This is a genomic window from Paractinoplanes aksuensis (assembly GCF_024137025.1).
GTDB classification, from domain to species: domain Bacteria; phylum Actinomycetota; class Actinomycetes; order Mycobacteriales; family Micromonosporaceae; genus Actinoplanes; species Actinoplanes aksuensis.
Genome location: NZ_JAMYJR010000002.1, coordinates 179,898 through 201,947 on the forward strand (window position 1 = coordinate 179,898; position 22,050 = coordinate 201,947).

At 72.8% G+C, this 22,050-nt stretch carries 20 protein-coding genes; 9 read left to right on the top strand and 11 right to left on the bottom strand.

Translation table 11 applies throughout. The features are described from left to right. Positions 1 to 62 precede the first annotated feature (62 nt). A complete protein-coding gene (locus tag M1L60_RS02795; RefSeq protein WP_253235658.1) occupies positions 63 to 764 on the top strand; it encodes an alpha/beta fold hydrolase in 702 nt (233 codons plus the stop codon). On the opposite strand, the gene M1L60_RS02800 is transcribed toward M1L60_RS02795, so the two are convergent. The 4 genes from M1L60_RS02800 to M1L60_RS02815 are packed head-to-tail and all read right to left on the bottom strand — an operon-like array spanning position 761 to position 6,204. Further along, positions 761 to 1,834: a CaiB/BaiF CoA transferase family protein gene (locus tag M1L60_RS02800; protein WP_253235659.1), complete on the bottom strand. Its 1,074-nt coding sequence runs from the start codon at positions 1,832 to 1,834 to the stop codon at positions 761 to 763. The two genes, M1L60_RS02795 and M1L60_RS02800, sit on opposite strands and share 4 nt — an antisense overlap. Continuing rightward, a complete protein-coding gene (locus M1L60_RS02805; protein ID WP_253235660.1) occupies positions 1,831 to 3,846 on the bottom strand; it encodes a 3-hydroxyacyl-CoA dehydrogenase NAD-binding domain-containing protein in 2,016 nt (671 codons plus the stop codon). The genes M1L60_RS02800 and M1L60_RS02805 overlap by 4 nt, the downstream gene beginning before the upstream one ends. Continuing rightward, positions 3,846 to 5,051 carry an acetyl-CoA C-acetyltransferase gene (locus M1L60_RS02810; protein ID WP_253235661.1) on the bottom strand — a complete coding sequence of 402 codons (1,206 nt, stop codon included), beginning with the start codon at positions 5,049 to 5,051 and terminating at the stop codon, positions 3,846 to 3,848. Before M1L60_RS02810 ends, M1L60_RS02805 begins: the two co-directional genes overlap by 1 nt. Further along, the gene (locus tag M1L60_RS02815; protein ID WP_253235662.1) at positions 5,041 to 6,204 is read right to left on the bottom strand and encodes an acyl-CoA dehydrogenase family protein; all 1,164 of its coding nucleotides are present in this window, start codon (positions 6,202 to 6,204) and stop codon (positions 5,041 to 5,043) included. The genes M1L60_RS02810 and M1L60_RS02815 overlap by 11 nt, the downstream gene beginning before the upstream one ends. 61 nt (positions 6,205 to 6,265) lie before the next feature. Between M1L60_RS02815 and M1L60_RS02820 the strand changes: the two genes are divergently transcribed. The 6 genes from M1L60_RS02820 (at position 6,266) to M1L60_RS02845 (ending at position 10,824) form a co-directional block, all read left to right on the top strand. Then, positions 6,266 to 6,865, top strand: a complete 600-nt coding sequence (locus M1L60_RS02820; RefSeq protein ID WP_253235663.1) for a TetR/AcrR family transcriptional regulator — start codon at positions 6,266 to 6,268, stop codon at positions 6,863 to 6,865. A gap of 120 nt (positions 6,866 to 6,985) precedes the next feature. Beyond that, entirely contained in the window at positions 6,986 to 8,065 is a 1,080-nt protein-coding gene (locus M1L60_RS02825) for a S8 family peptidase (RefSeq protein ID WP_253235664.1), read from the top strand. Beyond that, on the top strand, positions 8,058 to 8,618 hold the full coding sequence (locus tag M1L60_RS02830) for an RNA polymerase sigma factor (RefSeq protein ID WP_253235665.1): 561 nt from the start codon (positions 8,058 to 8,060) through the stop codon (positions 8,616 to 8,618). Before M1L60_RS02825 ends, M1L60_RS02830 begins: the two co-directional genes overlap by 8 nt. Further along, positions 8,618 to 9,055, top strand: a complete 438-nt coding sequence (locus M1L60_RS02835) for a hypothetical protein (RefSeq protein ID WP_253235666.1) — start codon at positions 8,618 to 8,620, stop codon at positions 9,053 to 9,055. The genes M1L60_RS02830 and M1L60_RS02835 overlap by 1 nt, the downstream gene beginning before the upstream one ends. Then, complete coding sequence (locus tag M1L60_RS02840) at positions 9,052 to 9,531, top strand: tetratricopeptide repeat protein (protein ID WP_253235667.1); 480 nt, start codon at positions 9,052 to 9,054, stop codon at positions 9,529 to 9,531. The genes M1L60_RS02835 and M1L60_RS02840 overlap by 4 nt, the downstream gene beginning before the upstream one ends. 771 nt (positions 9,532 to 10,302) lie before the next feature. After that, the gene (locus M1L60_RS02845; RefSeq protein ID WP_308208421.1) at positions 10,303 to 10,824 is read left to right on the top strand and encodes a CHAT domain-containing protein; all 522 of its coding nucleotides are present in this window, start codon (positions 10,303 to 10,305) and stop codon (positions 10,822 to 10,824) included. On the opposite strand, the gene M1L60_RS02850 is transcribed toward M1L60_RS02845, so the two are convergent. Further along, positions 10,812 to 11,843 carry a sialidase family protein gene (locus M1L60_RS02850; RefSeq protein WP_253235669.1) on the bottom strand — a complete coding sequence of 344 codons (1,032 nt, stop codon included), beginning with the start codon at positions 11,841 to 11,843 and terminating at the stop codon, positions 10,812 to 10,814. The two genes, M1L60_RS02845 and M1L60_RS02850, sit on opposite strands and share 13 nt — an antisense overlap. A gap of 48 nt (positions 11,844 to 11,891) precedes the next feature. On the opposite strand from M1L60_RS02850, the gene M1L60_RS02855 reads away from it, so the two are divergent. Further along, positions 11,892 to 12,626, top strand: a complete 735-nt coding sequence (locus M1L60_RS02855) for an SMI1/KNR4 family protein (RefSeq protein ID WP_253235670.1) — start codon at positions 11,892 to 11,894, stop codon at positions 12,624 to 12,626. Positions 12,627 to 12,637: 11 nt separating this feature from the next. Here M1L60_RS02855 and M1L60_RS02860 read toward each other — a convergent pair whose 3' ends face one another. From M1L60_RS02860 to M1L60_RS02870, 3 genes are read right to left on the bottom strand one after another with little or no spacing between them, the layout of a single operon-like run. Next, positions 12,638 to 15,007, bottom strand: a complete 2,370-nt coding sequence (locus tag M1L60_RS02860; protein WP_253235671.1) for an Hsp70 family protein — start codon at positions 15,005 to 15,007, stop codon at positions 12,638 to 12,640. A gap of 45 nt (positions 15,008 to 15,052) precedes the next feature. Continuing rightward, the gene (locus M1L60_RS02865) at positions 15,053 to 16,072 is read right to left on the bottom strand and encodes an LLM class flavin-dependent oxidoreductase (protein ID WP_253235672.1); all 1,020 of its coding nucleotides are present in this window, start codon (positions 16,070 to 16,072) and stop codon (positions 15,053 to 15,055) included. A 38-nt stretch (positions 16,073 to 16,110) separates the two neighbouring features. Then, positions 16,111 to 17,745 (bottom strand): methyl-accepting chemotaxis protein, encoded by a 1,635-nt coding sequence (locus M1L60_RS02870; protein WP_253235673.1) that lies wholly within the window; start codon positions 17,743 to 17,745, stop codon positions 16,111 to 16,113. 60 nt (positions 17,746 to 17,805) lie between these two features. Here M1L60_RS02870 and M1L60_RS02875 point away from each other — a divergent pair, with 60 nt between their 5' ends. Further along, complete coding sequence (locus M1L60_RS02875; RefSeq protein ID WP_253235674.1) at positions 17,806 to 18,558, top strand: N-formylglutamate amidohydrolase; 753 nt, start codon at positions 17,806 to 17,808, stop codon at positions 18,556 to 18,558. Here M1L60_RS02875 and M1L60_RS02880 read toward each other — a convergent pair. The 3 genes from M1L60_RS02880 to M1L60_RS02890 are packed head-to-tail and all read right to left on the bottom strand — an operon-like array spanning position 18,551 to position 21,957. Continuing rightward, positions 18,551 to 19,012, bottom strand: coding sequence for a molybdenum cofactor biosysynthesis protein (locus tag M1L60_RS02880; RefSeq protein WP_253235950.1), 462 nt, complete (start codon positions 19,010 to 19,012; stop codon positions 18,551 to 18,553). The two genes, M1L60_RS02875 and M1L60_RS02880, sit on opposite strands and share 8 nt — an antisense overlap. Next, positions 19,012 to 20,307 carry a neutral zinc metallopeptidase gene (locus M1L60_RS02885; RefSeq protein WP_253235675.1) on the bottom strand — a complete coding sequence of 432 codons (1,296 nt, stop codon included), beginning with the start codon at positions 20,305 to 20,307 and terminating at the stop codon, positions 19,012 to 19,014. The genes M1L60_RS02880 and M1L60_RS02885 overlap by 1 nt, the downstream gene beginning before the upstream one ends. 33 nt (positions 20,308 to 20,340) lie before the next feature. Then, a complete protein-coding gene (locus M1L60_RS02890) occupies positions 20,341 to 21,957 on the bottom strand; it encodes an ABC-F family ATP-binding cassette domain-containing protein (protein WP_253235676.1) in 1,617 nt (538 codons plus the stop codon). Between the last annotated feature and the right edge of the window lie 93 nt (positions 21,958 to 22,050).

Below are 22,050 nucleotides of genomic sequence, written 5' to 3' on the forward strand. Positions count from 1 at the left end.
GGGCCGAAGTTTTCCATGAATACCGGGCGGAACCTGTCCGGTATTGCTCCTAGGCTCGTCTCATGAGCACATACATCCTGGTACCTGGCATGTGGATCGGCGCGTGGGCGTGGCGGCAGGTCACCTCGGAGCTGCGGGCGGGCGGCCACGACGTGTACCCGCTGACCCTCACCGGCGTCGCCGACCGGTCGCACCTGCTCGGCCCGGAGGTCGACCTCGACACGCACATCGAGGACATCGTGCAGCTGGCCGAGGCCGAGGACCTGCGCGACATCGTGCTCGTCGGGCACAGCTACGGCGGGATGCCGGTCAGCGCGGCGGCGCTGCGGCTGCGCGACCGGATCCGCGCCGTCGTCTACGTCGACAGCGGCCCGCTGCCCGAGGGCATGTCGCAGCTCGACCTGGCCGAGGACACGACGGAGTACGAAGGCGACGCCGTGCCGCCCCGGCCGTGGGACGCGGCCGCCGACCCGGTGCTGCTGGCCGGCCTGGACGAGACCGCTCTCGACCTTTTGCGTACGCGGAGCACAGGTCACCCGCTCGCGTCCGTCCGCCGGCCGCTCGGCGCCCGCGCCACCTCGGCCGACCTGCCGACCGTGCTCGTCGCCAGCACGTTCCCGCTCGACCGGATCCGCGAGATGATGGCGGCCGGCCACCCGTTCTTCGCCGCCCTGTCCGAGGCCGAGATCATCCCGCTCGTGACCGGCCACTGGCCGATGCTGAGCGAGCCCAAGACGCTGGCCGACATTCTGGCCGGGATCTAGGCACCCCAGTCTTCGAGGACTTCGGCCACGGTCGCGGCCGTAGGTGGTTGCGGTTCGGAAGCCGGCGTACGGCTGAGGCGCGGGGCCGGGGCGGGCTGCGTCACCCCGTCGACGTCGACGAACGTACGCCGGGCCCGGTTGTGCGGATGGGCCGGCGCCTCGGCCGGGGTGAGCACGGGGGCGACACACGCGTCCGCTTCGGCGAACACCCGCGTCCACTCGTCGCGGGAGCGGGAGGCGAAGCGTGACGTGAAGCGGGCGCGCAGCTCCGGCCAGCCCGACCGGTCGTACTGGTCGGGAAGAACTTCGTCGTCGAGGCCGAGGCCGGCCAGTAACGCCTGGTAGAACGGGGGCTCGATGGCGCCCACGGCCACGAAGGCGCCGTCGGCCGTCTCGTACGTGTCGTAGAACGGCGCCCCGCCGTCGAGCAGGTTGGCCCCACGCCCGCCCGGCCACGAGCCGCCACCGATCATGCCGTGCAGGAACGTGGTCAGCAGGGCCGACCCGTCGACCATGGCCGCGTCGACGACCTGGCCCAGCCCGGACCGGGACCGTTCCACCAGCGCGGCCAGCACCCCGACGGCCAGCAGCATCCCGCCGCCGGCGAAGTCGCCCAGCAGGTTGATCGGGGCGTGCGGCCGCTGACCGGCCCGGCCCAGCGGCTCGAGGGCCCCGGCCACGGCGATGTAGTCGATGTCGTGCCCGGCCCGCTCGGCCAGCGGCCCGGCCTGCCCCCAGCCGGTCATCCGCGCGTACACGAGCCCCGGGTTGAGCTTCTCGCACTCGGCCGGGCCGAAGCCGAGGCGTTCGGCCACGCCGGGGCGGTAGCCCTCGACCAGCACGTCGGCCCGGGTGACGAGCCGCAGCAGGTCGGTCCGGCCGGCCTCGGTCTTCAGGTCGAGCGCGACCGTGCGCCGGCCCCGGTCGAGCGGGCCCTCGGGCAGCAGCGGCCCGTCCGGCCGGTCGACGCGGACGACGTCGGCCCCCAGGTCGGCCAGGATCATGCAGCCGAACGGGCCCGGGGCCAGACCGGCCAGCTCGACGACCCGTACGCCGTGCAGGGCCGTCATGCGGGCTCGAAGCGGGAGCCGTAGCGGGCCGCGAGGGCCAGGGCCCGCCCGCGGAAGTCGGCGTGCTGCTCGGCGAAGCGCAGCACTCCGCCCGTCCAGGCCGGGTAGCCGATGCCGAGGATCGAGCCGACGTTGCCGTCCTCGGCCGTGCGCAACACCCCCTCGTCGAGGCAGCGGCGCGCGTCGACCGCCTCGGCGAACAGGAACCTGTCCTTGAGGTCGGGGAACGGGACGGCCCGGCCCTCGGCGGTCACCAGCGCCGCCAGCTCCGGCCAGAGCGTGGTGCGCTTTCCGTCCTCGTACACATAGAAGCCGCGCCCGGCCGCCCGGCCCGGCCGGTCGTGCTCGTCGACCATCGCGTCGACCAGTCCGTGCGAGGGTGTCGCCACGAAGGCCGGCCCGGTGGCGGCCGCGGTCTGGCGGCGGATCCGCTGCACCAGCGACAGGCTGACCTCGTCGGCCAGGGCCAGCGGCCCGGTCGGATAGCCGGCCTGCAGCGCCGCGTGCTCGATCGCCGCGGCCGGCACGCCCTCGGCCAGCATGCCGATCGCCTCGTCGATGAACGTGCCGATGACCCGGCTGGTGAAGAAGCCGCGGCCGTCGTTGACCACGATCGGTGTCTTGCCGATCCGCCGGCCCAGGTCGAACGCGCGGGCCACCGCCTCGTCGCCGGTCCGCTCGCCGACCACGATCTCGAGCAGCGGCATCTTGCCCACCGGCGAGAAGAAGTGCATGCCGACGAACGACTCCGGACGCTCGACGCCGGTGGCCAGCCCGGTGATGGGCAGGGTCGACGTGTTCGAGGCCAGCAGGGCGCCGGGCGCGAGCACCGGTGCGACCTCGGCGAACACGGCCTGCTTGAGCGCCGGGTCCTCGAACACGGCCTCGATCACCACGTCGCAGCCGGCCAGATCGGCCACGTCGGCCGTCGTGGTGATCCGCTCGTGCTGGGCGGCCCGCGCTGCCAGTTCACCGGTGACGTCCTTGACGACGACCTCGAGACCGGCCTTGGCGCAGGCCAGGGCGATGCCGGCGCCCATCATGCCCGCGCCCAGCACCGCGACCTTGCGGGCCGGGGCCACCTCGGCCTCGGGCCGGGCCAGGCCGCCGTTGACCGCGCGCATGTCGAAGAACAGCGCGCCGATCAGGTTCTTGGCGATCCGGCCGGTGAGCAGCGTGATCAGGTTGCGGGTCTCGATGACCTGGGCCGTCGCGAAGTCGACCTGGGCCCCCTCGACCGCGGTGGCCAGGATCTTCTCGGGCGCGGGCAGCGAGGCGCCCTTGAGCTGCTGGCGCAGGGTGGCCGGGAACGCGGGCAATTGCGCGGCCAGCTGGGGGGAGGAGGGGGTGCCGCCGGGCATCCGGTAGCCCTCGCGGTCCCACGGCTGGGCTGCCGACGGGTTGGCCACGATCCAGGCCCGGGCCCGCTGGATCAGCGCGGCCGGGGTGGACACGATCTCGTCGACCAGGCCGTGGTCGCGGGCCTCGGCCGGGCGCAGACGCCGGCCGCTGAGCAGCCACACCGTCAGGGCCGGGGCCAGGCCGAGCATCCGGACCGTCCGGGTGACGCCGCCCGCCCCCGGCAGCAGCCCCAGCGTGACCTCGGGGAAGCCGAGCCGGGTGCCCGGCGCGTCGAGTGCGATGCGGTGGTGGCAGGCCAGCGCCACCTCGAGCCCGCCACCGAGCGCGGCCCCGTTGATGGCGGCCACGACCGGCCGCCCGTACGTCTCGAGCCGCCGGAAGTCGCGTTTGATCGTGCTCAGCAGCTCGAACAGCGCCGGAGCGTCCTCTTTGGTCGCGCGGGCCATCGTGGGCAGGTCGCCGCCGGCGAAGAAGGTCTTCTTGGCGCTGGTCACGATCACGCCGGTGACCTGCTCGCGCTCGGCCTCGAGACGGTCGACGGCCGCGGTCATGGCGGCCACGTAGGTGGCGTTCATCGTGTTGGCCGACTGGCCGGGGTCGTCCAGGGTGAGGGTGACGACCCCGCCGCCGTCGCGCTCGTACTTGATCATCAGAGCCTCTCGAGGACGGTCGCGACGCCCATGCCGCCGCCGATGCACAGGGTGACCACGGCCCGGCGCTGGTCGCGCCGTTCCAGTTCGTCGAGCGCGGTGCCGAGCAGCATGGCCCCGGTCGCGCCGAGCGGGTGCCCGAGGGCGATCGCGCCGCCGTTGACGTTGACCCGCTCCGGATCGAGATGGAGGTCGCGGACGTATTTGAGGACCACCGCGGCGAAGGCCTCGTTGATCTCGTACAGGTCGATGTCGGCCGGGGTCAGACCGGCTACGGCCAGCGCCTTGAGGGTGGCCGGGGCGGGCCCGGTGAGCATCAGCGTCGGGTCGGCCCCGGTGACCGCGGCCCCGGCGATGCGGGCCCGCGGGGTCAGGCCGAGCTGCTCGCCCGCCTCGGCGCTGCCGATCAGCACCAGGCCGGCCCCGTCGACGATGCCCGACGAGTTGCCCGCGTGGTGGACGTGGTCGAGCCTCTCCAGCTGCGGGAACTTGCGCAGGGCGACGGCGTCGAAGAACTCGGTACGCGCGAACGACGCCCGCAGCCGGCCCAGGCCCTCGACCGTGGTGCCGGGCCGGGGATGCTCGTCGGCCACGAGGATGTCGAGGCCGTTGGCGTCGCGCACGGGCACGACCGAGCGGGCGAAGTGACCGCCGGCCTGGGCCTTGGCCGCCCTGTCCTGCGACTGCACGGCGTACGTGTCGACGTCCTCGCGGGTGAAGCCCTCGAGCGTGGCGATCAGGTCGGCGCTGATCCCCTGCGGGACGAAGTCGGTGGCCAACGCGGTCTCGGGGTCGAGGAACCAGGCGCCGCCGTCGGAGCCCATCGGGTTGCGCGACATCGACTCGACGCCGCCGGCCACGATCAGGTGTTCCCAGCCCGAGCGGATGCGGGCCGCGGCCTGGTTGACCGCCTCGAGGCCGGAGCCGCAGAACCGGTCGAGCTGCACGCCGGCCACCGTGTCGGGCAGGCCGGCCAGCAGCGCGGCGGCGCGCGAGAGGTCGCCGCCCTGCTCGCCGACCGGGGTCACGATGCCGAGCACCAGGTCGTCGACGCGGGCCGGGTCGAGTTGGGGCTGGCGGGCCCGCAACGCGTCGAGCAGACCGGTGACCAGTGAGATCGGCTTCACGCCGTGCAGCGCGCCGTCCGGTTTGCCCCGGCCTCGCGGGGTGCGCAAGGCGTCGTACACAAAGGCTTCAGAGGGCACGGGCGATCAGCTCCTTCATGATCTCGTTCGTGCCGCCGTAGATCTTCTGCACGCGGGCGTCGGCGTACATGCGGGCGATCGGGTACTCCGTGGTGTACCCGTAGCCGCCGAAGATCTGCAGGCAGCGGTCGACCACCTCGCACTGGCCCTCGGTGAGCCAGGCCTTGGCCATGGCGGCGGTCGCGACGTCGAGCTCGCCCCGGGTGTGCCGGGTGATGCAGTCGTCGAGGAACACGCGCGACACCCGCGTGCGGGTCGCGCAGTCGGCCAGCACCATCCGGGTGTTCTGATGGCCGATCAACGGCTTGCCGAAGGCGGTTCGTTCTTTCGCGTACGCCGTGGCCAGCTCGACCGCGCGCTGCATCGCCGCCACCGCGCCCACGCCGATGACCAGACGCTCCTGGGGCAGCTGGCGCATCATCTGGAGGAAGCCCGATCCTTCGGACTCGAGCAGGTTGGCCGCGGGCACCCGGAAGTCGTCGAAGAACAGCTCGGCGGTGTCGTTCGAGTGCAGCCCGATCTTGTCGAGCAGGCGGCCGCGGCGGAACCCGGGAACGTCGTCGCCGAGCTCGCAGACCAGCAGGCTGATGCCGGCCGCGCGCTGCCCCGGGTCGGTCTTGACGGCCAGGATCAGCAGATCGGCCAGCCCGCCGTTGGTGATGAACGTCTTGGAGCCGCTGACCAGGTAGTCGTCCCCATCCCGTACGGCCCGGGTCTTGATCTCTTGCAGGTCGGAGCCGCCACCGGGTTCGGTCATGCCGATGGCGCCGACCAGCTCGCCCGAGCACAGGCCGGGCAGCCACCGCCGTTTCTGCTCCTCGTTCCCGTACGCGACCAGGTAGCCGGTCACGATGCCGCTGTGCACCGCCAGGCCGAGGCTGCCCTCGCCGACGGCCATCTGCTCGTGCAGCAGCACCGCCTCGTGGGTGAAGTCGCCGCCCCCGCCGCCGTACTCCTCGGGCACACTGAGACCGAGCAGGCCCAGCTCGCCCGCCGCCCGGTAGTGCTCACGGTCGGGGTGTCCCTGCTGCTCGTGGCGCGCCGCGTGGGGCAGCACCTCTTTGCTGAAGAAGCCGCGGGCCAGTTCGGCGAGGTCCTCGTGCTCGGGCTCGAGCCACGCCGGGGCGTACCCGTCCAGTCCTGGGGTGGGCATGGTCCTACCTTTTCGGCTTGTTGGCACAGTGTCAACAACGACTTGCCGTAAGGTCATCGCCGTGAGTGTGCAGGCGGGACCGCGCCGGCGGCTGGAACCCGACGCGCGGCGGGCGCAGATCCTGTCGGTGGCCGTGCGGCTGTTCGGCGAGCGCGGCTACGCGGATGTCTCCACGACCGACGTCGCACGCGGCGCCGGGGTGGCTCGCGGGCTGGTCAACCACTACTTCGGCACCAAGAAAGACCTCTACCTCGAGGTCATCCGGGTCATGCTGACCGTGCCCGAGGTGGCCATCACCGGGCTGCCCGAGGGCGACCTGCCGCGCCGGGTCGACGCCATCGTCGACTGGTTCCTCGACGTCGTCTCCCGGCACAGCCGCTCGTGGCTGGCCGCGATCACCGCCGGCGGCATGGCCGGCGACACCGATGTGGACCGGGTGATCGCCGAGGCCATCGACGACGCGGCCGACGCCGTGTTGCACGCCGTCGGCCACCCGGCGCCGGGCCCGGCGCCGCACGCGATGGCCCGGTCCTATGTGGGCCTGGCCGTCTCGACCGCCCGCGAATGGCTGCAGCGCGGCGTGCTCACCCGGGTCCAGGTGCACCGGCTGCTTGCCGCCACTCTGCTGACCATGGTGGAGCAAGTGTTCCCGGACGCTTAGGCGGTCTCGTCCAGCCGATCGACTGACTGTGCTGGACACCCGGGGTGGGAACGATGGGTATCTGCGTGCTCCGCCAACACCCGTCACAGGTACCCCAACCTCTCGTTCCCGGAGCCTGACATGGTTGCCACGAAGCTCGACCCTGACCACCTGAGTGCGGACACCCTGACGGCCGGTCCCGGCGTCACGGCCGAGGACCTGAACAGCGCCGGCCTTTCCCTCGCGGCGCACGACCGCAGCACCGGCACCCGGCAGATCGTCACCGTCGACAAGGGCCAGGCCCTCGAGGCCTGTGACCTGCTGACCGCGTCCGGAATCGACGTGCGGATCGACCACGACTACGTCGGTGGCACCGGATTCATGGGCAAACACTGGGGCCACGGCTTCACCTGGTCCGAGGTCACCATGCTCGAGAAGGACAAGCCGGTCCAGCCGCCGTGGGAGAAGCTGCCCGACGGCCTGCGCCGCCCGGTGATCGCCCTGCTCGACACCGGCGTCGAACACCACCCGTGGATCCGGGTCGGCAACGACGACGACCCGTTCGTCCTGCCCGCCGAGGAGCTCGACTGGCCCCGGCCGTTCCCGCCGATCTTCACCCCCTTCGCCCCGGGCCAGGGGCCGGGCCGCGACGCCGGGCACGCCACCTTCATCGCCGGGCTGATCCGCGGCGCCGCGCCCAGCGCCCGCATCCTGTCCCTGCGGGTCATGAACGACCAGGGCAAGGTGCAGGAGTCGCGGGTGCTCGAGGCGCTGACCTGGCTCTCCGACTACGCCGGGCTGACCGGGCCCTACGCCGGGGCGGGCCGCCCGGTCGACGTCGTGTGCATGGCGTTCGGCCGCGAACCGGACGACCCCGACCCGTTCGACGAGGTCGAGGCGGCGATGAAGCCGTTCGTCGCGGCCGGCATCCCGCTGGTCGCCTCGGCCGGCAACGACCACCAGGCCGACGAGGTGCGACCGGCCTCGTCCCGGTCGGTCATCGCGGTCGGCGCCGGGTTCGGCCGCTACCACGCCGACTTCAGCAACTTCGGCCCGTGGGTCAACCGCTACCGCGACGGGGTCGACATCCTCGGCATCCTGCCCGGGACGGCCGCCGACGGCTCCGACGGGCGCTGGGTCAAGTGGAGCGGCACGTCGTTCGCGGCGGCCAACTTCGCCGCCGACCTGGCCCGGCCCCAGGTCGACCACGGCCATGTCTGACGTACGCCTGGGGACGCTGCTCGAACGGGCCCGCGACGGCGACCGCGAGTCGCTTCAGGAACTCGTGCGCGAACTGAACCCGGTGCTGTGGCGGGTCGCCCGCGGGCAGGGCCTCAACGCCGAGGACGCGGCCGACGTGGTGCAGACGTCCTGGCTCGAACTACTGCGCCGGCTGCACGAGATCCGTACGCCCCGGGCCGTCACCGGCTGGCTCATCACCGCCACCCGCCGCGAGGCGTGGCAGCGCCGGCACCGCACCCGGCGCGACGGGCCCGCGGGCGCCCTCGCGCTCGACGGCGTGGCCGACCCCGGCCCGCCGGTGGACCAGCGGCTGCTCACCGACGAGCGGGACCGGGTGCTGTGGACCCACTTCGCCCGGCTCTCCCAACGCTGCCGCGACCTGCTCGGCATCGTGGCCCAGGTGACCCGGCCCGACTACTCGGCCATCGCCGAGGCGTACGGGATGCCCCACGGCAGCATCGGGCCGACCCGCGGCCGATGCCTGGCCAAGCTGCGCGAGATGCTGCTGGCCGACCCGGCCTGGGGCGCCTGATGGACCCCCTCGACGCCGAGATCCTCGAGCGGATCGCCGGCTTCGACCCGCCCCCGCCCGACCTCGACGAGCGCGTGCTGTTCGCCCTCGCCCTCGGCTCGCTGGAGGCCGAAGTGGCTCACTTGGCCGAACAGAGTATGGCCGGCTCGGGCGCCCGGTCCACCGGCGAGCGCACCCGCACGATCACGTTCGACGCCGACAGCCGCTCGGTGATGATCACCGTGGTCGAACGCCCCGACAACCTGGTCCGCATCGACGGTTGGCTCGCCCCCGGCGCCGCCCTGCGGGTCGACCTGCGGCAGCCCGAACCGGCTCCCGTACGCACGGCGACGGCCGACGCGACCGGCCGGTTCGTCATCGACGAGGTCCCGCACGGGCTGGCCCAGCTGCTCGTGCACGGCGACCCGAGGGTGGTGACGCCATCGCTGGTGCTGTGACGCCGCTCGACGGCCGGGCCGGGCGCCTCTACGCGGCCGGGGTGCAGGCCAGCGAGGACGGCCGGCCCGCCCTCGCGGTGCGCCGGCTGCGGGCGGCGCTGCGGCTGGTCACGGCCGATCCCGTACGGGGCCGGGTGCTGGTCACCCTGGCCTGGGCCGAGAGCGAACGGGGCCGGGTCGACCTCGGCTTCCGCCTGCTCGACGAGGCCGAACCGCTGCTGCCGGCGCCGGCCCGGGCGGTGCTGCACGCGCAGCGGGCGGTGCTGCTGCACCGCAACGGACGGGCGGCCCGCGCGCTGCCCGAGTTCGACCGGGCCATCGCGGGGCCGCTCGAGCCGCTCGACCGGATCAAGGCCCTCAACAACCGGAGCCTGGTTCACCTGGACGCGGGGCGGGTCGCGGCCGCCCGGCCGACCTCGGCCAGGCGGTGCGGCTGGCCCGCTCGTCCGAGATGGAGTTCGCGGTCGCCCTGCTGACGGTGAACCTCGGTTATCTGGACGTGGTGGCGGGGGATCTGCCGTCGGCGCTCGGGGCGTTCGCGGCGGCGCGGTCGACGTACGAGCGGACGGCGCCGGGGCGGTTGCCGGCGCTGGCTGTGGAGCGGGCGCGGGCGTTGGTGGCGGCCGGGCTGTTCCGCGAGGCTGACCGGTCGCTGGCGGGGGCGGTGGAGCAGGCCCGCGCGCAGGGGCAGGAGCACACGGTGGCCGATGCGCTGCAGGTGCGGGCCGAGGCGGCGTTGCTGGCGGGGCGATTGCGGGCGGCGGGCGAGTGGGCGGGGGAGTGCCGGGAGCTGTTCGTGCGGCGGGGGAATCGGCGGCGGGCGGCGCTGGCTTCGTTGCTGGTGTTGCGGGCCGGGGTGCCGGATGTCCGGGTGGCTCGGCGGCTGGCGGCCTCGCTACGGCGGCTCGGTCTGGACGAGGATGCCCGGGTCGCGGAGCTGGTCGCCGCGCGAGGCGATGTGATTGTCGCGACCGCGCGCGAGCGGATCCCCGTGGTAGCGCCCGGCCGACGACTCGATCGGCTGGACACGCGGCTGCTACGGCGGCTCACCCGGGCCGAACTGGCCCGCGCGGCCGGCCGACCCGCTCAGGCCGACCGGGAGCTGGCCGCGGGCATGGCGACCCTCCAACGGCACCGGGCCCGCTTCGGCTGCCTCGACCTGCAGACCGGCGCGTCTGCCCACGGGCGCGATCTGGCTGCCGCGGGACTGGCCGCGGCGCTCGCCAGCGGCTCACCGGCCGCCGTACATCGGTGGGCGGAACGGCCCGCGCGCAGACGCTCCTCCTGCGGAGTTAGCCGAGATATCCGGTATGTACGGCGCATCGACTGTTTTGACCGGGCGGCGCGCGGGGCCGGCCGCTGCGCTGGCCGCGCTCGATGGTGCACCCACGGCTCACATCGCCGCGCACGGGCGGCACGAGGCCGAGAACGCGTTGTTCTCCGAGCTCGACCTGGCCGGCGGCCCGCTGCTCGGCTACGACCTGCAGCGGCTGACCCGGCCGCCGGGCCTGGTCGTGCTGTCGAGCTGTGAGCTCGGCCTGTCCGAGGTGCGGCCCGGTGACGAGACCTTCGGCCTGGCCTCGGCCCTGCTCGCGGCCGGCACCGCGACCGTCGTGGCCAGCGTGGCCCGGGTCGCCGACGACGCGGCCCGGGACGTCATGGTCGGCTTCCATCGGGCGCTGGTGGCGGGCCGGTCGCCCGCGGCGGCCCTGGCGGGCGTGGCCGCGGGCACCGGCTTCGTGTGTCTCGGGGCGGGTCAGGCCGGGTAGTCGTCCGGCGTCGAGTAGAAGCCGATCACCGTGGCCTCGGTGACGTCGAAGCCCAGGGTCAGGAACCGGCCCGGGGAGAGTTCCACACTGGACGGGTTGGCCTGGTCGGGGTGGCCCGAGTCGTACAGCTGGACGTCGCCGTACCCGTCCCAGGTCTTGCGGGGGTCGCGGACGAGCCGGCCCACCGTCTCGCGGTGCTCGACCCAGCGCGAGGACAGGTCGCCGTAGGTCACCAGCACCTCGCCCGTGCTCAGGGCCAGCGCGTGATGCGACTGGGCCGGCATGTCGGTCGGCTGCTTCTCGGTCCACGTGTGACCGTTGTCGGACGAGCGGGTGATGTAGGCCCGGTTGTCGGTGGTGCGGATCAGCGCGACCAGCTCGCCGTCGTCGAGCAGGGTCAGCGTCGGCTCCTGGTAGTGGATGCCGCCGGCCTCGTCCTCGGCCAGCAGCACCTCGCTCTCGGCGGGCCAGGTGAGGCCGCCGTCGGTGCTGCGGACGACCGTGGCCTGCATCCACTTTCGGCCGGGCAGGCGGCCGTAGAGCGGCAGCAGCACGTCGCCGTTGGGCAGCTGGGTGGCCGCGCCGTGCGAGCAGGCGAACGTCGGCACGGCCGGGTGGTAGCGGCCGTTCTCGTGGATCATGTTCGTGCCGACCTCGATGGCGTCGCTCCAGGTGCGGCCGCCGTCGGTGCTGCGGTGCACGAAGGTGCCGTACGTCGAGTGCAGCGGCGGGTTCGTGCTCCAGTTGATGACGAAGTAGCTGAGCAGGACGGTGCCGTCGGCCAGCACCCCCAGCTTCGGGTCGCGGTCGTCCCACTGCCCGTCGACCACCACTCGCGGCTCCGACCAGGTCTTACCGTCGTCGGCGCTCTCGACCAGGGTGAGCCGCCCGTCCGACCGGACGTGGGCGGTGCCCTCGCGGTAACCGGCCAGCAGGCGGCCGTCGGCCAGCTTGACGATGTCGGGGAAATGCGCCAGCAGACCGTCTTGGGCCCGGGCCACAGTGAACGGCGTCGGCATGTGCAAACCTCCAAGGTTGGCGAGTCCGCACCCCATCTAACCGTTCGTGTGCTTCGCGCCGGGCCCCGCCCCCGGTCCGGGAGTAAGCTCGGCGGTATCGACAACACAGTCACGCTCTGGCACACCACCGGGCAGGCCGAACTCGACGCGGTCGCCGGGTCGGGCTGGCGCGCGTGGCCGGTCGGCGCCGAGATCGTGGCGGTCCCCGACCGGCAGCGGGCCACGCAGATCGCCCGTGGCCAGGGCGGCGGTTACGTGACGCGGTTCCAGGTCGACCGGGCCTTCGTCGACGGGCGCGGGCCCGAGCTGCGCATCGCCGCCGACGAGATGGACGAGTTCAACAAGCACATCACCGGGGCCATCGTCGAAGAGGCGGACTACCGCGGCCCGGTCGGCGACGACGAGTTCGCCGAGGCCGAGGCCGCCCTGGGGACGCCGCTGCCGGCCGCGTGGCGCGAGCACCTGCAGTCGCCGTCCTGGTTCCGCCGCGGGTGGCTGGCCCGGAGCGGCGCCTACGTCTGGCTGCACACCCCGCGCGAGATGCTCGAGATCCACCAGGCCTGGCAGGATTCCGTGGCCGCCCACCCGGGCATCGCCATCATCGGCGGCGACGGCTCGCGCGAGCAGTTGGTGCTCGACCTGCGCCGCGATCCCGCCCCGGTGCGCCTGGCCGGCCTGGTCAGCGAGGGCTGGGACACCACGTTCGGTCAGGCGGCCGACGTCACCGAGCTGATCGCCCGCGTCGAGGCGGGCACGTTCGAGTTCGACTTCGGCAAGGACTAGCCGGACGGCTCTCATCCCCTCCCGAGCCGGATCACGCCGACCGCCAGCATCACCAGACCCAGGACGAGCGCGCTCAGACCCACCACCATTGCGGCGTACGGCGAGAGGAGCCACCACCCGATGCCGCCCACCGCCAGGCCGGCCCCGGCGGCGAGAACGGCCGTGGCTCCGGCCCCGCTGGAAGTGACATCGTCGCCCCCGACGACATGTCCGTACCCGGGTGGATTCCAAGTTCCGGAGGTCGTGAAGGTCAGCCGGGTCTTGCCGACGCCGATGACGTCGCCGGGCCGCAGCAGTCCGGGGCCGGTGACCCGGCGGCCGTTGAGGGTGGTGCCGTTCGTGCTGCCCAGGTCGTTCACCCGGAACTGGCCGCCGGACGGGACGATCTCGGCGTGCCGCCGGCTGGCGTACGAGTCGGTGAGCCGCAGATCCGCGTTGACGGCCGTGCCGATCAGCACCGCGCGCTCCCCGGACAGGGTGAACGGGGCCGCGCCGGGCACCAGCAGGCAGGTCCTCGACGTTCCCGCCGACGAGGCCGGCGGGAACGGCACCGGCGACCGGGGCGCGGACAGCGGAGGGGCGGCGGCCGCCGGGGCCGCGGCCGGCGTCACCCGGGCGAAGTGCAACCGTCGCAGCGCGTCCGGGGGCAGGCCCAGGTGCGGGGCCGCGGGCAATGGATCCTCCCAGTACAGCGGGCGGACGAACGACGGACGGGCCAGCCCCAGCGCGCACTCCCACTCGGCCCGGCAGTGCGGCGAGACCATCGAGTTGCTCGACCAGAACAGCTGGAACACGTCGGCCTCGGCGATCAGTTCGAGCAGCCGCGGGTGCCACTGCTCACCCGAGCGCAGGGTCACCACGTCCTGCAGGTAGTCGTCGCCCAGGGCCCGGGCCACGGTCGCGAACTCGTCGACGACGGCCCGGTCGCGGCTCGAGTACGACGGGAAGATCTTGCGGTAGCGGCGGATCGGCTCGGGCCGCCGCTCGACGGCCGCCTCGCCTGCGGTGACGGCCAGCGCGAGCGACACCTCGGCGATCACCAGCGGCCCGCACCAGACCCGCACCGCGCCCCGCACGATGTCGGGCGAGGCCACGGTGGCCCGCACCCGGAAGGCGAGCTCGTGCACCGGCTCGTGCCACTCGAGGACGGCCTCGCGCGGGTTGCAGTCGATCCCGGGCAGGTCGGGCACGACCCGGATCTCGGTGCCCCGGGCCAGCGGTTGGCGCGCGTCGACCGTACGGGAAGGAACTTGATCTTCGTCGAAGTGCCGGGCCGCCCGTGCGCGCACCTCGGCCACCGGGTCGATCGGACCGGCCACCGGATCGACCACCGGGTCGGTCTTGTGCGCGAAGACCAGCAGCGACTGCCACCGGTCGAGCGGCAGGCGCTCGGGCCGGTAGACGGTGAACTGCACGTCCTGGTCGAGCAGGGGCGGCTCGGGCCGGACCAGCAGAGCGCAGCCCTCGGCCACCGCCAGTTCGGGCTCGCGGACGGTGACCGGTGCGAGCCCGGTGGCCTCCGCGAGCAGCGCGCGCAGCAGCGGGATCCGGCTGCCACCGCCGATGAGCAGCAGGGCCGTGGCCGGGCCGAGCGCGGTCGCCGCGGCGACGACCCGGGTCAGCACGGGCCGGGCCAGAGCCTCGAATTCGGTACGGGACACCGTGTACTCGATGTCGGCCAGGGGCACGGTCAGCGTCGCCGACTCCTCGGCCGAGAGCCGCTCCTTCAAGGCCCGCACCTCTTGCCACAGCAGCAGCCGGGCCGCCCGGTCGACCGGGGTCAGCGGGTCGTCGAGGCGGTGCCAGACCGTGCGGTCGTGCTCGGCGATCCACGCCCCGGCCAGCGTGACCAGGTCGGTGTCGAAGCGGATGCCGCCGGTGCCGTCGAGCGTCGTGAAGGCGAGCTGCTCGTAGCCGCCCGCTGTGCGCCGCACCAGCCCGGCGTCGCAGCTGCTGGCGCCCGCGTCGACCACCAGCAGCGTCCCGCCGACGGGCAGCCGGTCACCGAGATACGCGGCCGCGGCCACCGTCTCGCCGACCACCTGCACCCCGTCGAGCCCGGCCCGGGTCGCCGCCTCGGCCAGGGCCGCGCGCCGCTCGTCCGGCCACTCGGGCGGGCAGGCCACTGTCGTCTCGACCGGCTCCGATCCGGCCGCGCGGCGCACCTCGGCGGCGATGCGGGCGAGGTGTTGCGGCAGCAGGGAACCGGACCGCAGCGGGTCGCGGTGTCCGGGATAGACCGGGTCGGCCGAGGACGGCGTGAGCGGCGACCCGGCGGCCAGGATCGGCCGGGGGAGCGTGCCCGGCGCGCGCAGCATCGCCACCGTGTGCGCGGTGCCGATGCTGATCCCGGCCCGCCATGCCCGTGCCGACATGGTCATGCCAGGCATAGTGCCATGTGATCATGCGATGGCGCTGCGTCGAAACTATGCCGGGGACCAGCCGATGGCCGGGGCGATGTGCTTCGTGATCGTCTCGAGGATGCGGGCGTTGTAGGCCACGCCGAGCTGATTGGGGACGGTGAACAGGATCGTGTCGGACGCCCGGACGGCGGCGTCGGCCGCGAGCTCGGCCGCGATCCGGTCCGGCTCCCCGGCGTACGTACGCCCGAAGCGCGACCGGACCCCCTCGAGCAGGCCCACCTGGTCCTCGTTCTCCTGGCCGCCGAAGTAGATCCGGTCGATCTCCTCGGTGATCGGCAGGACGCTGCGCGAGACCGACACCCGCGGCTCGCGGTCGTGGCCGGCCTCGGCCCACGCCGACCGGTACAACTCGATCTGCTCGGCCTGCAGCTCGTCGAACGGCACACCCGTGTCCTCGGTCAGCAGCGTCGAACTCTGCAGGTTGACGCCGATGCCCGCCGCCCACTGAGCGGTGGCCCGGGTGCCGGCGCCCCACCAGATCCGCTCGCGCAGCCCGGGGGCCTGAGGCTGGACGGCCAGCCCGCCGCTGACCCCCGTACGGGCCGGGTCGGTCTGCGCTACGGCGGCGCCCGAGATCGCGTCCAGGAAGATCTCGGTCTTGGACCGGGCCAGGTCGGCCGCGCTGACGCCCTCGGGCGGCACGTAGCCGAACACCTCGGACCCCCGCAGCGCCGACTCGGGCGATCCCCGGCTCACGCCCAGCTGCAGGCGCCCGCCGCTGATCAGGTCGGCCGCGGCCGCCTCCTCGGCCATGTAGAGCGGGTTCTCGTAGCGCATGTCGATCACGCCGGTGCCGATCTCGATCCGCGAGGTGCGGGCGCCGATCGCGGCCAGCAGCGGGAACGGCGACGCCAGCTGGCGCTCGAAGTGGTGCACCCGCACGAACGCGCCGTCGACGCCGAGCTCCTCGGCCGCCTCGGCCAGCTCGATGGTCTGCAGCAGCGAGTCGCCGGCGGTGCGTGTCTGCGACCCGGCCGCGTTGCGCCAGTGCCCGAACGACAGGAACCCGATCTTCTTCTTCACGCCTGGCCCAACCCCGGCCGCGGCCCGCCGATTCCCCGTCAGCGGCGGGCGCTGATCTGGAACTGGTCGACGATCTCGTGCAGCTCGCGGGACATGTCCTCGAGGCGCTGGGCGGTCTGCTGGGCCTCGTCGACCCCGGCCGAGGTGACCTGCGCGGCCGTGGCCACGCCGGTCACGCTGTTGGCGATGTCCCCGGACCCGGTGGCCGCCTCGACGATGTTGCGGCTCATCTCGGCCGTCGTCGCGGTCTGCTCCTCGACGGCGGCGGCGATCGTCGTCGAGTGCTCGTTGACGGCCTCGATGATGTGGCTGATCTGGTCGATGGCCGCCACGGCCTCGGTCGTGTCGTGCTGGATGGCCTGGACCCGGGCCGCGATGTCGTCGGTCGCCTTGGCCGTCTCCTGGGCCAGGTCCTTGACCTCGCTCGCGACGACGGCGAAGCCCTTGCCGGCCTCCCCGGCCCGGGCCGCCTCGATCGTCGCGTTGAGCGCGAGCAGGTTGGTCTGCTCGGCGATGGCGGTGATCAGCTTGACCACCTCGCCGATCTCGGCGCTGGACCGGCCCAGCTGGCCGATGGTCTCGCCGGCCCGGCGGGCGCTGTCGACCCCGCTGGCGGCCACGGCGGCGGCCTGGCTGGCGCTGCCCGAGATCTCGCGGATGGCCGCGTTCATCTCCTCGGTGCCGGCGGCCACGGTCTGCACGCTGCGCGACACCTCCTCGGCCGACGAGGCGACCTGGTCGGACTGGCCGGACGCGCTGGCCGCGGCGTCGGCGATCCGGGCCGAGGCGGTGCTCAGCTCGCGCGAGGCGCCGGACAGCGTCCGGCTGTTGTCGGCGATCCGGCCGAACGCGTTCAGCAGCACCTCGAGCGTGCTGTTGACCGCCCGGCCCATCATGCCGAGCTCGTCGGAGCTGCTGTCCGGGGCCCGCACGGTCAGGTTCTTGTCGGCCACCTCGCGCAGCGTGGCCACGGTCCGGCTCAGCGGGCCGGTGATGCTGCGGGTGACCAGCACGGCCAGCAGCGCGGCCAGGCCGAGCGCGAGCAGACCGGCCACGATCATGAAGGTGGCGGCTGTGGACGCGGCCGACTGGGCCTCGGCCTCGGCCGCCGTGGCCTGCTTGGTGGCCGATTCCAGCAGCGTCTCGATGGCCGCGATGATCTTGGACATCTGCTCGTTGGCCGCGGTGGCGACCAGGTTGTTGCCTCGTGCGCGTGCGCTGTCCGTGCCGGCCCGGTACGACTCGACGACCTGCTGGTCGATCGTCATGTACTCGGTGAACGCGCTCTCGGCGGCGTTGACGTACGTGACTCCGTCGGCGTCCAGCTGGTCGCCCCGCAGGGTGGCCAGCGCCTGCCGGAACGTGTCGGCCGCGGCCAGGAAGCTCTTGCGCTGCCCGACGGTGTCGTCGGCGGCCCCGGCCACGCCGCGCAGCACGTCGAACGCGTACCCGTTCTGCCAGCCGTTGAGGTCGGCCGTGCGGTACATCGCGTTCTGCGAGTCGGCGCGCAGGTCGGCTGCGGCGGCGAGCCGGGAGGAGGCGTCGGACGCCTTGTTCTGCCCCCAGAGCCCGATCCCGAGCGCGACGATCATGCACAGGCAGACGCCGGTGAACGCGCCACCCAGGCGCATACCGATCCGGATGTTGCTGATGTAGCGCGTGAGCGTCGCCATCGCTTCACGCTAAGGTCTCGCCGTTTATTTTGAGCGGGATTCGCGATCTATCCTGGCCGGGTGGTTTTTGACGTGCGGCCGGGGGACGCCCGTTCACCGGTGATCCTGCACGTGCCGCACGCGTCGCGTGAGCTGACGGCCGCGGCCCGCGGATCGATTGTGCTCGACGACGGGGAACTGGCCGACGAGCTCGACCATCTGACCGACGCCCATACCGATCAGATCGCCTACCGGGTGGCTTCATCGATAGAGCCGTGGATTTTCGTCAATGGGTTGTCGCGGCTGGTGGTCGATCCCGAGCGCTTTCCGGACGAGCGGGAAGAGATGCTCGCGGCCGGGATGGGGGCGGTTTACACGCACGGGTACGCGGGCCGCCGATTGCGCGAGGCCGTCGAGCCCGGCCTGATCGAGGAGCATTTCCATCCGTACGCCGAGGCCATGACCGACCTGGTGGCCGAGCGCCTCGAAGCCACGGGCCGAGCGGTGATCATCGACGTCCATTCGTATCCGGCCGTGGCCCTGCCGTACGAGTTGCACGGGGACGGGCCGCGCCCGCCGATCTGTCTCGGGGCCGACGATTTCCATACCCCGCCCGAGCTGCTGGCGCCGTTCGGTTCGTTCGCCACCGCGGTCAATACGCCGTTCGCGGGCTGTTACGTGCCGCTGCGCTATTACGGGCGGGAGCGGGCCGTGAGCGCGGTGATGATCGAGATCCGGCGGGACACGTACATGATCGAACCCGCTGGCCCGCCGCACGACGGCCTCGACGCGGTCGCCGAGGCCCTGACCGCGCTGGTCGACGCGGTCAGCTGACCGTCACCCGCACCGGGCCGACCCGCAGGATGCCGTCGTCGAGCGGGGTGCAGCGGATGCCGCCCTTACCGCGCAGCGCCTTCCACGCGCCCGGCCCGACGGTCACGTCCATCCACGCGCACGGGTGGGCCTTGCGGTTGACCTGCAGCCGCACCGGCCCGTCACCCGTGTCGAGGGTCAGCACCGAGCCGATCAGATCGTCGACCGGCACACCCGCGATCAGGACGTTCCGGCGTACGGCGACCAGGCCGACCCCCGGCGGCAGCGACTCCTGGCTGATGACCGTCACACTGGCGTCCCGATGAGCCGGTTTTCCGAAGTAGCGGTCGCCGACGATGCCCAGCCCGGCCCGCACCCGCACGTGATCGACCAGCTCACCGGGCGGGGCCGGGACCGGACCGTCGGACGGGCGCCCCTCGAACCGGTGCAGCGGCGACGCCAGCAACTCCACGATCAGTTGGTGCAAGCCCGCAGACCCTTCAGGGTGCCCTCGCGGAACGCGCCGATCCGGTCGAACGCGGTCGGCCCGTCGCCGTCGGCGTTGCGGCCGAACGCCAGCAGCGCCTGCACGGCCTCGTCGAGGTCGCCGGGGGAGAGGGTCAGGCCCTCCTTGGAGTCGCGGGTCAGCAGGTCGTTGGTCCACGAGCCGGCCAGGCAGTCGACCACGAGCTGGCCCTGCTCGGTGCGGGTGGGCTCGCCCCGGCGGGTCTGCGCGGCCCGCGCGAACAGGTCGCCCAGCAGCATGCCGATCGCGAAGTCGCCGATCCGTTCGTGCAGCGCCGGGCCCAGCCGGGTGGTGTCGAAGGCCACGAAGTCGCCGTCGGGGCAGTAGAACGCGGCGCCCTCGGCCGACGCGTCCGGCTGCGGGCAGTCCGGCGGCTCCCCGGACCGGAACGGCTGGATCGGCAGGTCGGCCCAGTCCTGGCCGGCCAGCCGCGGGAACGTCCGCTGCCAGTACTTCTGGGCGTCGTCGGCCAGCGCGCTGACCGCCTCGTCGTAGGCGAGGTTGCCGCCGCTCTCCGCGTCCTCGCGGGTCGTGAACGGCACCTCGGTCACCGGCAGGTTCCGCGCCCGGTAGCCGGCGCAGGTGGTCACGCCCTCGTCCACCCCGTCCTGCAAGGCCCGGATGCGGTCGAACGCGTTGCCGTGCGCGCCCTCGGCCTGAGCCGACGTGCCCGGCTGGTCCCGCAGCGACAACATGCCGGCCACGGTGTCGTCGAGCTGGGCCGGGGTGACGTTCTTGAACGCCGACGACTTCCCGGCCAGCACGTCGGCCAGCCACGCACCGGCATAACAGTCGGCCTGCTGTTCCAGCACCACTGTCGGCTGGTTCTCGGGGCCGATCCGGGCCTGGATGGCGTGCCCGTACTCGTGCGCCATGACAAAACCGACAAGCAGTTCGCCGTACGTCTCTTGCAGTTCCGGGATGAGCTGCTGCGCGTCCCAGGCGATGAAGTCGTCCGGCGGGCAGTAGAACGCGTTCGGCTCGTACGACGACTGCTGCCCGCCACAGGCCGGCGGCGGATCACTCTCGGAGTACGGGAACTTGCCCCCCTGCACCGGCACGAACTTGGCGCCGTCGGCCACCGACCCGAAGTTCGCCAACCAGAACCGCTCGACGTCCTTCAACGCCGGCGTGACGACGTCGCCACCGGCCCGGCTCGGCTGCCGGTCCTGCTGAACGTCCACGATCGAGCACCCGCCGAGCAGGCTCAATGTCGTCAGCAACGCGAGGGGGACGAGACGCATGGGACAACGGTAGTTCCTGGCGTCGATGGCCGCTCAACTCGAAACTTTGCCGTTCATCACTTCCAGGTGCCGGGTGATCGTGACCGCCTCCAACATCCGCCGGTCGTGGGTGACGAGCAGAAGCGTTCCCGAGTACGACGCCAGGGCCGATTCGAGCTGCTCGATCGCGGCCAGATCGAGGTGGTTGGTCGGCTCGTCCAGCACCAGCAGGTTCACCCCCCGCGCCTGCAGCAGCGCCAGCGCGGCCCGCGTCCGCTCACCCGGCGACAGACTCGAGGCCGGGCGGGGCACGTGCGCCGCCCGCAGCCCGAACTTGGCCAGCAGCGTGCGCACGTCGGCGTCACTGAGCTCGGGCACGGCCTCCCCGAACGCCACCATCAGGGACTTCTCGCCCAGGAAGAGCCCCCGCGCCTGATCGATCTCCCCGACGACGACGCCGGAGCCGAGGTGCGAGCTGCCCTCCGTGAGTTCTCTTCTTTGCAGGAGCGCTGCCAGTAAAGTGGACTTTCCGGACCCATTGGCCCCCGTGATCGCCACCCGGTCGGCCCAGTCGATCTGCAGGGTCACCGGCCCCAGCCGGAAATCGCCGAGCTGCACCACGGCGTCGCGCAGCGTGGCCACCACCGACCCCGAGCGCGGCGCGGCGGCGATCTCCATCCGCAGCTCCCACTCCTTGCGCGGCTCCTCGACGACTTCCAGCCGCTCGATCATCTTCTCGGTCTGCCGAGCCTTGGCCGCCTGCTTCTCACTGGTCTCGCCCCGCTGATGCTTGGCGATCTTGTCGTTGTCCGGGGCCTTCCGGCGCGCGTTCCGCACCCCTTTGTCCATCCAGGCCCGCTGCGTCCGAGCCCGCTCGAGGAGTTCGTCCTTCTTGTCGGCGTACTCCTCGAACTGCTCCCGCGCGTGCCGGCGGCCCCGCTCCCGCTCCTCGAGGTAGCTGGCGTAGCCGCCGCCGTACAGGTTGACCTGCTGCTGGGCCAGATCAAGCTCCAGAACCTTGGTCACCGTACGGGTGAGGAACTCCCGGTCGTGGCTGACCAGCAGCGTCCCTTTGGTCTGACTGCTGACGAACTTCTCCAGCGCTTGGAGGCCATCGAGATCAAGGTCGTTCGTCGGCTCATCGAGCAGGAAGATGTCGTACCGGCTGAGTAGGAGTGACGCCATGCCCGCGCGGGCTGCCTGGCCACCGGAGAGGGCAGTCATGGGGCGATCCAGGTTCTCGGTCACCTGCTCGGCCCGCTCCTCGAGGTCGGCGCCACCGAGGTCGAGCCAGCGCTCCAGGGCGACGGAGTACTCGTCGTCGGCGCCGGGGCGGCCCTCGGTGAGGGCTTCGGTGGCCCGGTCGAGGGCCTGCTGGGCCGGGCCGACACCGGTGCGGCGGGCCAGGAAGTCGCGGACTGTCTCGCCGTCGCGGCGCTCGCGCTCCTGGGGGAGGTAGCCGACGTTCGCGGTCGGCGGACTCAGGGTGACTGAGCCGCTCTCGAGGGGCAGAAGGCCGGCCAGGGTGCGCAGGAGGGTGGTCTTACCGGCGCCGTTCACGCCGACCAGGCCTATGACGTCGCCCGGGGCAATCACCAGGTCGAGGCCGGAGAAGAGGACGCGGTCGCCGTGGCCTGCGGCCAGGTCACGGGCTATCAATGTGGCACTCATCGCGCTGCTCATCCTATGGGAGGCGGGGGTGGGGCGGCTTTCCCGCTCAGCGGTCGGGCAGCTTGTGGCTGCCGCCTGTGCCTCTTTGTGGGT